Origin of the sequence: Metabacillus mesotrionivorans (assembly GCF_052171315.1) — a bacterium.
In the GTDB taxonomy this organism is placed as follows: domain Bacteria; phylum Bacillota; class Bacilli; order Bacillales; family Bacillaceae; genus Bacillus_P.
On sequence record NZ_JBQMFF010000001.1, the window covers coordinates 13,550 to 26,314 of the forward strand.

At 45.7% G+C, this 12,765-nt stretch carries 11 protein-coding genes; 7 read left to right on the forward strand and 4 right to left on the reverse strand.

Going from position 1 to position 12,765, the window contains the following annotated elements:
• Positions 1-48: 48 nt before the first annotated feature.
• The 4 genes from ACTSEZ_RS00065 to ACTSEZ_RS00080 all read left to right on the forward strand — a co-directional run bounded on the left by ACTSEZ_RS00065 (position 49) and on the right by ACTSEZ_RS00080 (position 7,373).
• Positions 49-1,314 (forward strand): M48 family metallopeptidase, encoded by a 1,266-nt coding sequence (locus tag ACTSEZ_RS00065; RefSeq protein WP_369732131.1) that lies wholly within the window; start codon positions 49-51, stop codon positions 1,312-1,314.
• Positions 1,315-1,608: 294 nt separating this feature from the next.
• A complete protein-coding gene (gene aceA / locus ACTSEZ_RS00070; RefSeq protein WP_369732132.1) occupies positions 1,609-2,892 on the forward strand; it encodes an isocitrate lyase in 1,284 nt (427 codons plus the stop codon).
• A gap of 275 nt (positions 2,893-3,167) precedes the next feature.
• On the forward strand, positions 3,168-6,350 hold the full coding sequence (locus tag ACTSEZ_RS00075; protein WP_369732133.1) for a DEAD/DEAH box helicase: 3,183 nt from the start codon (positions 3,168-3,170) through the stop codon (positions 6,348-6,350).
• A 144-nt stretch (positions 6,351-6,494) separates the two neighbouring features.
• Positions 6,495-7,373 carry a hypothetical protein gene (locus ACTSEZ_RS00080; protein WP_369732134.1) on the forward strand — a complete coding sequence of 293 codons (879 nt, stop codon included), beginning with the start codon at positions 6,495-6,497 and terminating at the stop codon, positions 7,371-7,373.
• A gap of 79 nt (positions 7,374-7,452) precedes the next feature.
• Here the strand turns inward: ACTSEZ_RS00080 and ACTSEZ_RS00085 are convergent, their stop codons facing one another.
• Positions 7,453-8,289 carry an alpha/beta fold hydrolase gene (locus ACTSEZ_RS00085; RefSeq protein WP_369732135.1) on the reverse strand — a complete coding sequence of 279 codons (837 nt, stop codon included), beginning with the start codon at positions 8,287-8,289 and terminating at the stop codon, positions 7,453-7,455.
• A gap of 332 nt (positions 8,290-8,621) precedes the next feature.
• Positions 8,622-8,855 (reverse strand): IDEAL domain-containing protein, encoded by a 234-nt coding sequence (locus ACTSEZ_RS00090; protein ID WP_369732136.1) that lies wholly within the window; start codon positions 8,853-8,855, stop codon positions 8,622-8,624.
• Between the two features lie 268 nt (positions 8,856-9,123).
• Here ACTSEZ_RS00090 and ACTSEZ_RS00095 point away from each other — a divergent pair, with 268 nt between their 5' ends.
• The gene (locus ACTSEZ_RS00095; protein WP_369732137.1) at positions 9,124-9,687 is read left to right on the forward strand and encodes a competence protein ComK; all 564 of its coding nucleotides are present in this window, start codon (positions 9,124-9,126) and stop codon (positions 9,685-9,687) included.
• Here the strand turns inward: ACTSEZ_RS00095 and ACTSEZ_RS00100 are convergent, their stop codons facing one another.
• Positions 9,688-10,050 (reverse strand): YhjD family protein, encoded by a 363-nt coding sequence (locus ACTSEZ_RS00100; protein ID WP_029283756.1) that lies wholly within the window; start codon positions 10,048-10,050, stop codon positions 9,688-9,690.
• A 180-nt stretch (positions 10,051-10,230) separates the two neighbouring features.
• Between ACTSEZ_RS00100 and ACTSEZ_RS00105 the strand changes: the two genes are divergently transcribed.
• Together ACTSEZ_RS00105 and lepB are read left to right on the forward strand one after the other, a co-directional pair.
• The gene (locus tag ACTSEZ_RS00105; protein ID WP_369732139.1) at positions 10,231-10,848 is read left to right on the forward strand and encodes a TVP38/TMEM64 family protein; all 618 of its coding nucleotides are present in this window, start codon (positions 10,231-10,233) and stop codon (positions 10,846-10,848) included.
• Between the two features lie 21 nt (positions 10,849-10,869).
• Entirely contained in the window at positions 10,870-11,376 is a 507-nt protein-coding gene (lepB, locus tag ACTSEZ_RS00110) for a signal peptidase I (protein ID WP_369732140.1), read from the forward strand.
• An 87-nt stretch (positions 11,377-11,463) separates the two neighbouring features.
• Here lepB and ACTSEZ_RS00115 read toward each other — a convergent pair whose 3' ends face one another.
• Positions 11,464-12,702 carry an MFS transporter gene (locus ACTSEZ_RS00115; protein WP_369732141.1) on the reverse strand — a complete coding sequence of 413 codons (1,239 nt, stop codon included), beginning with the start codon at positions 12,700-12,702 and terminating at the stop codon, positions 11,464-11,466.
• Positions 12,703-12,765: the final 63 nt, after the last annotated feature.

Here is a 12,765-nt window from a genome sequence, read left to right on the forward strand (position 1 = left end):
TTTCACACTACACTAGTACAAAGAGCTTGTTCGGGGGAGGACAACATCATGCGCAAATGGCTGACTGTATCAGTCCTGATTTATTTCTTATACGGCCTGTTTGTCTACTGGTATATCTATATGGGAGCGGACTCTGCTCTGCCTGCACAGTTCCAGGGAGGATCAGCTGACCCAAATACGTTTATGAACAGCAGGGAGCTTACCCTTTCACAGGATTACTCAAAGCTTAGGGATTTTATGTTTTTTGCATCCGCTCCGTTTGAATGGTTTATCTTTTTTGTTGTCCTCGTTACCGGATTTGCAAAGAAGATGCAGCGCTGGGCCGAAAGTATTTCCAGGTTTTTTATTCTCCAGACGGCCGTGTTTGTTTTCGCGCTGTCTCTGCTTGTAACACTCTGTGCTTTTCCGCTTGAATGGCTGCGCTATAAAATCTCGCTGTCCTATCACATTACGACCCAGACCTTTTCAGAGTGGATGAAGGATCAGCTGATTGATTTCTGGGTGAACTGCGCATTTATGGTGCTTATTGTCGCGGTGTTGTACGGCCTGATCAGAAAATTTTCAAGGAAATGGTGGCTGTTTGCATGGATTCTCTCTGTACCGTTCAGCCTGTTCCTGATGTTCATCCAGCCGGTCCTGATCGACCCGCTGTACAATGAGTTTACGCCTCTTAAAAACAAAGAGCTTGAAACGAAGATCCTCGCGATTGCGGAAGAGGCCAACATTCCGGCAGACCATGTGTTTGAAGTGAACATGTCTGAGAAGACAAATGCTCTGAACGCATACGTCACAGGAATTGGAGACAACTCAAGGATCGTTCTTTGGGATACAACGTTAAATAAACTGAGCGAAGAAGAAATTCTGTTTATCATGGCCCATGAGATGGGGCACTATGTGATGAAGCATATTTATATCGGGATAGGCGGCTATCTCGTGCTCACCTTGCTTGGTCTTTATATGATCAACAGGCTCATGAACTTCTCCATCAGGCGTTACGGGCACGTTCTGAAGCTTGACGGGAAAAAACAGCTTGCTTCACTCCCGCTTTTTCTCATGCTGCTCGGCATGCTGAGCTTTGCCTCTGATCCTTTTTCAAATATCATATCGCGCCACCAGGAAAAGGACGCAGATCTGTATGCCATAGAAATGACAGAGAATCCGGAGGCTGCGGTAAACACATTCCAGGAACTGACGCGTGCCGGTTTAAGCCAGGTCAATCCGCCGGGGCTCGTGAAAATCTTCAGATACAGCCACCCGACCATTTTGGAAAGAATCAACTATCTTGAAGAATGGGGCAGCGGGAGGGAAGAATAATAAGAAACTGATTATTACTTTTAAAACATCCGAACTGGCTATTAGTTCGGATGTTTTTCGTTTTGAGTGAAACTTTCTCCTGCTTTCCTGCTGTTATCATACAGCGGAAGACTGGCTCCTCTTCTTTATGAATCTTATAAAACCCAGTAATATCAAGCTTTCAGTCAATCAATCTAAAAAATTCAAAAAAATTAAAAGAAAAAGATTCCATTTTCAATTAATCTGTTATATATTAATACTATAAAATACAAACTGTATTATAACAAAACGTACAGACTATTGGAGGGACTGGAAATGACAAACGAAAGAGCTCGAAAACTGGAAGAAAGCTGGGCAATGGATGCAAGATGGAATGGAGTAGAAAGACCGTATTCGGCGGAAGAAGTCATTCGTCTGCGCGGATCGATTGATATTGAACATACTCTTGCACGCAGAGGTGCAGAAAAGTTCTGGAATTTGCTTCAGACGGAAGACTACATTCATGCACTGGGAGCATTAACCGGCAATCAGGCCGTTCAACAGGTAAAGGCAGGATTGAAAGCGATTTATTTAAGCGGCTGGCAGGTTGCGGCTGATGCAAACCTTTCAGGCCATATGTACCCTGACCAAAGCCTTTATCCGGCAAACAGCGTTCCGGCCGTCGTGAAACGAATCAACCAGGCCCTTCAGCGTGCAGATCAGATTCAGCATATGGAAGGAGAAGGAGATATTGACTGGTTTGCTCCAATCATTGCAGATGCTGAAGCAGGTTTTGGCGGACAGCTTAATGTATTTGAACTGATGAAGGGCATGATTGAAGCCGGAGCAGCAGCTGTTCATTTTGAAGACCAGCTTTCCTCTGAGAAAAAATGCGGTCACCTTGGCGGCAAAGTGCTTCTTCCTACACAAACAGCTGTGAAGAATTTGATTTCTGCCCGCCTTGCAGCTGATGTATCGGGTGTACCGACCATCATTATTGCCCGCACGGATGCTGACGCAGCAGATTTAATTACAAGTGATGTTGATCCTGAAGATCAGGCATTTATTACAGGCGAGCGCACAGCGGAAGGATTTTTCCGGACAACAGCCGGGATCGATCAGGCGATTGCCCGCGGACTTGCTTATGCGCCTTATGCCGACCTTATTTGGTGCGAAACGTCAGAGCCGAACCTTGAGCAGGCTCAGAAGTTTGCCGATGCCATTCATGCGAAGTTTCCTGGGAAGCTTCTTGCCTACAACTGCTCCCCATCCTTTAACTGGAAAAAGAAATTGGACGAAGAAACAATTGCGAAATTCCAAAGAGAAATCGCGAAAATGGGCTATAAATTCCAGTTCGTTACTCTTGCCGGATTCCATGCCCTCAACTACGGCATGTTCGAGCTCGCCAGAAAATACCGCGATAACGGAATGGCAGCCTATTCGGAGCTTCAGCAGGCAGAGTTTGCAAGCGAACAATACGGCTACACAGCGACAAGACATCAGCGTGAAGTCGGAACAGGCTACTTTGATGAAGTGTCACAGGTTATCACAGGAGGCACATCCTCCACAACTGCCCTTAAAGGTTCGACAGAAGAAGAGCAGTTTACGGCACAGTCATAACAAAAAACTGCTGCATCCATTGGGGTGCAGCAGTTTTTTTATGCCGTGAATGCGGAGTTGCACGATACTTGCTTAGAAAAATAAAAGAGGCTGGGACAAAACGGCTGTCCTTCCTGTGATAAGCCTGGTTTCTTCACGATCAACTTTCCCAATCGACGATTCATGATTATCGGTAATCCCAATGGTTCCCGTCCTCATTTTTGTTCCCCTTCTGTTAAAATAATAGATAAAGTATAGTACGCACGACAGAAATTTATCTTTGAGGAGCCTTTGCCTTGAATATTAAGTTGAACAAGAAAATGATTGAAAACCTGTGCGGCCGCGTCTCCTTAAAGAGCGGGGATTCGCTGCGCCGCTCAAATAAAGTGAAGTTCCGGGAGTACCGTGAAGATCGCTGTCATGCGGTCGTAAAAAGTACGGAGGATTTTGATGTTTTGGTCACGGTGGACTCCGGCGGCGTTTTTCAGGCAGCCTGCAGCTGTCCGAAGCTCATCTCCTTTAAGCAGGAATGCCAGCATATTGCCGCGGTATTGCTTGAGATAGAAGAACATCAAAAACAAGGTACGGTTCCTCAGGTTCAGAGCGAAGGAGAGGCAGCCATTAACCCTGACTATGCGCTGACGGAGGAATTACTGACGGCCTTTAAGGAGCGAAAAGACCGTAAAACAGGGGCGCAAAACTATTTTGAAACTCGAACCGTACAGCATGCCGTGTTTACGTGCAAGCCGGTTTCAAAGGAAGACGGAGGGATTTTGCTTGCACTGGAGCTCACGGTTGGATCTGTAAAAGTCCGGAAACTGAGGGCTTTCCTTGAACAGCTTAATAACGGCCAGCCCTTTCAGCTTGCGCCCGGCTTCGTGTTTGATCCCGAGTCTCATTGCTTCACAAAAGAGACGGATGCTGTCCTTCAGCAGCTTGTCAAGATTGTACGGAATGAGAGGGCTGAAGAAGGCCCTCAGCTTCTCCTCTCTCCTTTTTCATGGAATCTGCTTCTGCCGGCCCTTATAAAAGCGCCCGATACAGAGCTTGAGGTCAACGGGGAAATTCATTCGGGGCTTCATTTGTCAGAAGGGATCCTGCCGCTTCAATTTGATTTGTATGAAGAAGGATCAGGATATGTGCTGAGAGTGAACGGCCTGCAGGAACTGCTCCTGTTAAAGCCTTATGAATTGGTGTTTGCCGCAGGAATATGGTATCACTTAGAATCGGAAAATTTTGAGCGCTTAGCCGAATTGAATCGGGTCATCCTTGCATCCGGGAAAAATACGGTCCCAATCCCCCCGCAGCAGGTCAGCCTGTATCTGGAGAAAGTGGTGCCGGGCCTTCGGAAACTCGGGGATGTGGCCGTATCGGAAACGATTTCCAGGCGATTGGCGGAAGCTTCGCTTACTGCGAGGCTCTATTTAGACCGGGTAAAAAACCGGCTGCTTGCGGGACTTGAATTTCATTACGGAAACATCGTTTTCAATCCGCTGGACGAACAGGAGGTACGCGCTCTGTCCATGGTAATCCGGGATATGGAAAAGGAGGATATGATTCTTAAATTGATGGAGGAAAGCTCATTTGCCCGGACGGACAGCGGCTATTATATTCAAAATGAACAACTGGAGTACGAGTTCCTGTATCATATCCTGCCGAAGGTTGAAATGGTTGCAAAGGTGCATGCAACAACTGCTGTCCGGAGCCGGATATTTAAAGCAGCAGCCCCGCCGAGAATCAAGGTGGAGGCAAAAAGAGAGCGAACGAACTGGCTGGAGTTTAAGTTTGAAATGGGCGGAATTCCTGAAAAGGAAATCCGCGATGTGCTGGCGGCCCTCGAGGAAAAGCGGAAGTATTACCGGTTGAGGAGCGGGGCGCTGCTTTCTCTTGAAAAACGGGAATATGAGGAGATTTACCGGTTTTTAAATGCGGCACAGGTACAGGCGGAGGACTGGGAACAAGAACTTGAAGTCCCTTTAATCAAAGGACTTCAGCTTCTGGATTCGATTCCTGTTTCCGGCACAATGACGCTCGGCGATTCAGTTCAGCAGCTGCTGAATGGACTTCTCCACCCGGACGAGCAGGAATTTGCGGTTCCAGGGGAGCTGGAACCGGTGCTGAGGGATTATCAAAAGACCGGATACCGGTGGATGAAATCTCTTGAAAAGCACGGGTTCGGAGGAATTCTGGCAGATGATATGGGTCTTGGGAAAACCTTGCAGAGCATCACGTATATTGTGTCGGTTCTTTCTGAAATCCGCCGGCTAAAAAGGCCGGTCCTGATTGTTTGTCCATCCTCTCTTCTGTATAACTGGAAAAACGAAATTGAAACCTTTGCACCGGAAATCAAGGCCATTATTATGGATGGCACCCGGACAGAGAGAGCGGGGCGCTTTCTGGATGAGGCAGATGTCCTCATTACATCCTATCCGCTGGTCAGACGGGACATCCGTGAGTATGAAAAACGGTCATTTTATACGGTTTTTTATGATGAGGCCCAGGCCTTTAAAAATCCGCTTACCCAGACGGCAAGAGCGGTGAAAAGAATCCAGGCCTCGCAGCGGTTCGCGCTGACCGGCACACCTGTTGAGAATTCGAGGGAAGAACTGTGGTCGATCTTTCATGTTGTCTTTCCGGAGCTGTTCATGGGATTAAAGGAATACAGCACGCTCACAAGGAAAAAGGTCGCAAGGAGAATCCGCCCTTTTCTGCTCCGCAGATTGAAGGAGGATGTACTGCCTGAGCTTCCGGAAAAGGTCGAGTCAATGGAAATCGTCGAGCTTCTCCCGGAGCAGAAGAAGCTGTATGCAGCCTATCTGGCAAAGCTTCGCGAGGATACCCTGAAGCATTTGGATAAAGACACACTTCAAAAAAACCGAATGAAAATCTTGGCCGGAATGACAAGACTGCGGCAAATCTGCTGCCATCCTTCTCTGTTCGTCGATGGATACAGCGGAGGGTCGGCAAAGTTTGACCAGCTCCTGAACATTCTGGAGGAGGCCGGGCATTCAGGAAGAAGAGTGCTGATTTTTTCCCAGTTTACCTCTATGCTCGACCTGATTGGAAGAAAACTTGCGGTACAGGGTATGCCCTACTTTTATCTCGATGGTCAAACTGCAATGCCGGAAAGGGTTGAGCTCTGCAGTCGCTTTAATGCAGGAGAACGGGATTTGTTTCTCATTTCGCTGAAGGCGGGGGGGACGGGCTTAAACTTAACGGGAGCAGATACCGTCGTTCACTTCGATACTTGGTGGAATCCGGCTGTAGAGGAGCAGGCAGCAGACCGTGCGCACCGAATGGGCCAGACTAATAAAGTGAACGTAATCAAGCTCATCACACGCGGAACGATTGAGGAAAAAATGAACGAGCTGCAGGATAAGAAACGGCAGCTTATTCATGATATTGTGGATAACGATGGAAAAAGGCCGTTTACCCTGACCGAAGAGGATATCCGGGATTTGCTGGGGGTCCTTACATGACCATCCTCTGTCTGCAATACGTGCTTATTAGTGTGTTAAAAATCCTTCGATTTAATATTGCTTTTAGAAGATCGTAAGGTTTACCAAGCCATCCTTTAGGAGATGGTTTTTATACTGCCTGTCGTGAAAAGGAGGCGAACCACTATGAGCTCAATTTCTCTTGGTGAAGAACGATTGAGCAAAGCTAAATCATTAATAGCCAATGCTTCCCTGCATCAGGAACAGCTGCTCCAGACACCGATTTCCCGCGAGTTCATCGAAAGAGCGACACCGGTTGTCTGGCTGGGAGAGGCGGTTCCGGGCAGTTGGGTCACGATGGCCACGAACCCGTCTCCCAAGGAATTTCTCAATCGGAACAATCAGCTGCTGCTGGCAGAACAGGCAAGATTTCATATCCGGGAAAATGGACAATCATTAGCGGAGTTTGCAAAGGTGGAGGCTCAGTTAGAATCGGCAATTGAGTTCTATCAATCGTATTTTAAGAATGGGAAAGCTTACCGGACATGGTTTGGCAAACCCGGGGGAGCGAAGCTGGAAGGTTTTATAAATGGAATGGGAGGCTCTTTTTACGGATCTCCACGTCTCCAAAGCGTTGTTCACTCGGACTTTTTCCCTTTTGCAACACGTACGCATATGGGGAGGATTAAAGAAAAACTCAGTTTGCTCGGTTCTGACTTTTCGCGGGAGTTTATGCAGAAAAAGCTCGAGTTTTTGAGACCCGGCATGGTCATTCTTCTAGGAAGAGAACACTGCGCTCAGTTTGAAAGGGTCGAACCAGGGATTACATTTGATCCGCCGAAAACGATTGAATTGTATCCAAGCGCACACTATCAGCTTGGCTTTCATCAGAGGCTTGGCATTCCGATTGTCGGCCTTCATTTTAAACCGTCCGAACAATTTCTGGGGCTCGGCGGGAGACAGGATATAAACGGCCAGAGTCATGGGAAATACGGGACAAAGACGGCCTTGAACGAGATTGGTAGGGAAATTGCATTGAATTTAAAATCCTTTACAAACGGATGAAGTAAGGTCCGCAAACAGCAAAGCAAAAAACCAGTCTGGAAATCAAACTGGTTTTTTTCTCATTATAGCTCTTCCATCTTTAAGAATTGAGGAAGCTGATCAATCCGCGGTTAAATTCCTCGGCATGGGTAGCGTTGAATCCATGAGGAGCGCCTTCAATTACAACAAGCTGACTTCCTGGAATCATTTCGTGGGTACGCTTGCCGCTCACTTCGAACGGGACCGTTCCGTCTGAGTCTCCATGAAGAATCAGCGTTGGGATTTTTATTTTCTCAAGATCGCCCCGGAAGTCGGTTTTAGCGAACGCTGCGATGCAGTCAAGGGTTCCTTTAGGAGAGGCCATTGCTGCAATGTCCCGGTTATAAAGACGGAATGGCTCGCTGACAAGGTCTGTCTTGTCCCCGGCTGCAAAGAAATTGTGCGTGAACGTATCAAGAAACGCAATCCGGTCGCCCTTTACACCGTTTTGGAATTCTTCAATTGCACCATCATCCAGACCTCCATCCGGGTTATCCGAAGCCTTGTACAAATAAGGAGGAACGGCAGCAGCGAACACCGCTTTGCTCACGCGTTCTGTTCCATATGTGCTGATATAGCGCGCTACTTCTCCGCCGCCCATTGAAAATCCGACAAGTGTGGCTTCACGGAGATCTAAATGCTCAAGCAATCTGTGCAGGTCGGCTGCGAATGTATCATAATCATAGCCGCTGTAGGGCTGAGAGGATTTTCCAAACCCCCTGCGGTCATATGTAATCACCCTGTAGCCGGCGTCAATGAGAGCGGGCACCTGGCTTTCCCATGACCGTCCGCTCAGCGGCCATCCGTGAATGAGTACAACCGGTTTTCCTTCTCCATGATCTTCATAGTAAATTTCAATTGGAGCATCGTTTTCATTGCCAACTTTTAGCATCGCCAAATTAATCCCTCCAAACAAAATGTGAATGACACATAAGGACTGAGAAAAGACAGCTCATGTCATCCTTTAGATGTCTGATACCCGGATCTTTTTTAGTTCAATCTTTTAAATGTTTTTTAAAAGAAAATAGAGCATTTGCTGTTTTCATTCAGTTGCGTATAATGCAGCAGGAAGTCTAAACTTGTCCGGATCTTGAGATGAAGGAAAGAAAGTTCACATCCGTTCACTTAAGGAAGCAGATAACATTCTTCATAAAACAGAAAAAGGTGAATTTGAGCAAGCTCAAATTCACCTTTTTCATTATTCGGAGCTAGTTATGATCTTAGCCTCTTTTAAATGAGCAGTCTCAATTCTGCATATTCTTTTGCCAGTTTAAAAAACAGCGGTTTGTCATTTCGGTCTAAGGACTCATCGATCTTTTCCTGAAGGAGGGACAGTTTCCGGGTCAACACAGCTTCATCCAACACCATTTGAATGTAAATATCAAGTACGGTCTCCTGTTTCTTTTCCATCTTGAGCGTGTTACGGGACTTCATGATCTCGGTATACGTTTTCCTGTTTTTCAAGAAAGATCACCCCTGATGCCTTTTTTTAATTATATGGATAAAGGGCCTAGAAATCAACTAAATATTTAAAATTTTTAGAAAACTTATTTCGCCAAATTTTGCACGTTTTTCCTTTTTGAAAGTAAGCATCTTATTTGCAAGGGGAATTTCTGTTAGTAGAAGCTGAATTGCAATTATGTAAAAATATTGTAAAAATGTAGAAAAACAGAGGGGGATTGTGCTAGATTAAAAGTAGTTCTTTACTCCTATTAAAATAGAGGTGATAGCGATGGAAAATAAGTTTATGAAGGACTACATAGCAAACCGGTTCACGATGGCCATTCTTCCTGATCCGCATATGGGAAAGCTTTATTCCAGGGTGATTGAGACGGAGAAAGAGATTGCAGTTAAGCTCAGCCCCCAGGAGATTGTAAGCAAGAGCTGCATGTACTTCGGCAGCAGCTATGAAGGAAGAAAGGCGGGGACACGGGACCTTATGGGAATTACACATAAGCCGCCGATTGTCATTGACCCCGGCAACTATATGTTCTTTTTTCCTACACTGGCCTCAACCAGGAGTCAGTGCGCCTGGATATCGCACGCTCATATCCAGCATTATACGGCTTCGGATTTTGACAATACAGAAGTGGTGTTTACGAACGGACTGATTGAAACCATACCGGTTTCCTCTTCGTCATTTGAAAATCAGCTTTACAGAACAGCTCAGCTGCGGACCATTATTACGGCAAGAATTGAAGAGGAGCACCGCAAAATGAATATGCTGATGTTTCCGAAGGAAAAGCAGACAAATTTCATTTACGAACAGATTATCCGTGAACTCAACAAACATTAATCAGGCTTTTACCGCTTTAAACAAATATTCTTCCATCAGCTCGCATACCTTATTGCGTATTCTCGGATTAAAATAGTTGTGCTGCTCTTCGTAGCCTCTGAAGATAAAGGAATACATCGTAAATGCTTCATCCCTTTTCACTTCACTTACTTTGATGCTGTTTTTTTTCAGCTCGCGGCGCACTGCAGCAAGGTCTTTCTGTGCAAGCTTCAGTGATTCCTCCACGAGGTTCAAATAGGGCTGCTGCAGCTTGAATGGACTTTTTTCAATGATTAACAGATCCCTGCTGAAGATGGAGATGGTCATGGGGAGGTAGATGGACATCTCAATGGCATCTCGCAGGTCTGAGGGAATTCTTGTCATCGCAAAAACCTCGCTTTAACATGATAAAAGGAACGTATGTTCGGTTTTATTTTACTTTATCAGTATACGAAATGCAAGCTGCTTTTATGCAGGCAGTTCCTGAAAAAATGCTCAATGTTTAAAGTCTTTGCACAAACGTGTAGAATATGAGCATAGAGAAAGATAGAAGGAGCTTGCAGGATGGAACTTCAGGCAATACTGGATTATTTTACAATTGAAAGAATGATGGAATTCTTTAAGGATTACAGATCGTTTGGGCCGCTGCTTGGCATTGGGCTTCCTTTGCTCGAGGCATTTCTTCCCTTTTTGCCTCTGGTCGTGTTTATTGTGGCGAATGCCAATTCGTACGGGTTATGGTTCGGCTTCTTGTATTCCTGGATTGGAAGCTGTCTAGGGGCGCTCATCCTGTTTTTTCTTGTAAGAAAGTACGGGCAGGAGCGGTTTTTCAGATTTATAAGCCGTCATCAATCGGTGCAGAAAATGATGGGCTGGATTGAGAGACATGGTTTCGGACCTTTGTTTATCCTGCTGTGCTTTCCGTTTACACCGTCTGCTGCCGTCAATGTGGTGGCCGGCCTGTCGAAGGTCAGCATCTGGCAGTTCAGTCTTGCTGTGATGTCCGGGAAGTTCGTGATGATTTTCCTGGTCAGCTTTATTGGGTATGACCTGCGTGCAATCATCACGCAGCCTGAAAGAACGCTCATCGCTGCGGTTGTGATTTTTCTGCTCTGGCTGATCGGCAAGCAGGTGGAAAAGCGCCTGAATGTCAGAATGCTTGAGAGGAAACGAGGCCATTAATATTTTTACGGAGGAGTAAAGATGAGAAAAAGATACTGGTTTTTGTCTGCCGTCATCACCTTTTTACTCATACTTACTATAAAAAATCTGCTGTTCGTCGACTACAGGGTTGAAGGGGTTTCGATGCAGCCTACTCTGACCGCGGGGCACCTTCTGTCTATTAATAAAGTAAACCACCGGCTTTTTGACCTGAAACGCTTTGATATTGTTGTGTTTCAGCCGCAAGGGGAAAAAGAGGCCTACATCAAGAGGATTATCGGCCTTCCCGGAGATGAGCTGGAGTATAAGAACGACAAGCTGTATATCAACGGGAAAGCGGTGAAAGAACCCTATTTAAATCCGGTCAAAAAAGAGTTAAGCATGGGAAAGCTGACCGGCAATTTTACGCTTGAGGAGATTACGGGCAAAAAAACGATTCCTGAAGGCTGTCTTTTCGTTATGGGTGACAACCGTCTTGCAAGCAGGGACAGCAGACAGTTTGGACTGATCAGTACAGATCATGTGATTGGCAAGGCTTCAAAAGAATAGGGAAGACCCCAGTAAAAGTGCACGATTATGATCATGCACTTTTTTTCTGTTTCAGGCATAAATTTTTGGGGGATTACCCGATGACTTTCAGGCTGTATGTTTTTCTTTCAGCCTGTATTCCGCGTCTTCTGCAGATTTCCTGTACTCTTTTATTGAGATCCATGCAAGAAACAAACTCAAGCCTGAGCAGAAGGTGAGGAATGCCGTTCCTGTTTCTATTAAAAGATAAGCTGACAGCGGACCTAATGCTGCTCCAAGGTCTGTAGCTATAGAATATTTTGTTATGATAGCAGTCTTTTGCTTTATACCGGAAGCAGCATCAGAAAACAATGCATCGGTTAACGTTGTAATAATGGTTGAGCAAATGAGAAGAAGAACGATGATCAATGCCCAAATGAAAAATGAAACCTGGTAATTGATAAGCGGAAATAAAAAGCCTGTCAGGAGTAATGCAAGGAACAGGAGTGGATGCCTGCCCAATTTGCCATCAGAAACATGTCCAATCAGCGGGGCGAGAAATGGTTCCCATATCCATCTCAGGCCAAGGAGCAGGCCGGATGCTGCTCCTGAAGCCACCACTGCTCCATCTGCTAAGGTTACATGCATTCCATAGTGCCTGGACAGGTAATAGCTTACAATTGAAGCAAATACGCCCTGGAGAAGAAACGCCGCGATAAAGCCCCTGATGAGAGATAGCCTGACGCTATTTTTCTTAAAAACGGTCACTTCGCCATTATCTGCTTTTCCTTTAGTCAGCTGTGAAACTGAAGGAATCGTTAGCAGAAAGACCAATGGAACAGAGAGGAGGCAAGCTGCTGCAAACACAAGACAAGTTTGTTTCATCCCGATCTGATAGCACAGCAAACCTCCAAAAATCATTCCGGCCAGGCTCCCCAGCCGATATGTGCCATTAAAGATTCCCATTATTTTTCCTTTGTTTGACCTGGAGGATAATTGAACCACAAGCAATTGTCCGGAAAGACGGAGCAACGCCCAGGCAAATCCCCATATACACCGGAGAACAAACCAGCAAAGAAAGCCGTTCAGTGAGAAAAAACCGATATTTGTCAAAATGGTTAAAAATATCGCGAGCAGCAGAGTATGCTGCAGCTTTAGGGATTTTATCAAAAAAGCAGCAAACGGATTGAGGGGAATGCGTATGAAGCGGTTAATCGACAGCAGAATTCCAGCCTCTATGAGTGAAGACAATCCCGCTTCTTTAAAATAAAGGGGCAAAGCTATATAAAACATAGAGTCAGCGAGCAAGCAAATGCCTGTAATTAGAGCTGTTAAAATAATGGTTGAACGGTCAGAATTTTTTGTCATGATTTACCTCTCTTTCATCATTACTTTAAAAGATGTAAAATGATAAGAAAAATATATAAATTT